1 protein-coding gene is annotated in these 668 nt (G+C 65.9%); it reads right to left on the bottom strand.

The window, feature by feature from the left end:
- Positions 1–664: IS66 family transposase zinc-finger binding domain-containing protein (locus F4U94_RS24190; protein ID WP_150412360.1), on the bottom strand; the 664-nt coding region annotated here is incomplete at its 3' end.
- Between the last annotated feature and the right edge of the window lie 4 nt (positions 665–668).

Raw genomic sequence — 668 nt, 5'->3', positions numbered from 1 at the left:
CGACCCAGCCTGCCAGCGTCGAGCGGTCGATCTCGATGCCCTGCGCGGCCATGATCTCGGCCTGGCGGTATAACGGAAGGTGATGGTCGAACTTGGAGACGACGACGTGGGCCAGGGTGCCGAAGGTCGCCTTGCCCCGCGCTATCGCCTTCACCGGCGCGGGCGCCTGCACGATCTTCTCGCAGGCCCGGCAGCTATATTTGGGGCGGATGGTCCGAACGACGCGCCACTGCACCGGCACGGCATCGAGCATCTCGTCGCTATCCTGCCCCAGCGGCCGCAGCGCGCCGCCGCAGTCGGGACAGGTGCAGTCACCCTGCTCGGGCTCGATCCGCTGCTCCTCGCGCGGCAGATGAGCTGGCAGCGTCCGAACCGGTGATGGCCGATCGACGGCTACTGGATCGCCTCGACGCGCGGCGGCGACGATGGCCTCGCCTTCGAGTTCTTCGAGCGCCAGCTCAAGCTGAGCGATCTGGGTATCGAGCTTCTCGGACGACTTGCCGAACTGCATCCGCTTGAGGCGCGCAATCTGCACGCGCAGCGTATCGATCAGGATGTCGCGGGCGGAAATATCGGCGTGGGCAGCTGCCAATGCAGCTTCAAGCTCGGCGATCCGAGCGTCTTTATCAGGGGTGGAAAGGCCTGCGTCCGACACCACGATCATATAG

The sequence above is a fragment of the Sphingobium limneticum genome (assembly GCF_008710155.1).
In the GTDB taxonomy this organism is placed as follows: Bacteria; Pseudomonadota; Alphaproteobacteria; order Sphingomonadales; family Sphingomonadaceae; genus Sphingobium; species Sphingobium limneticum.
Note: the sequence above shows the minus strand (reverse complement) of the source record. Positions and strands in the feature narration are given on the sequence as shown.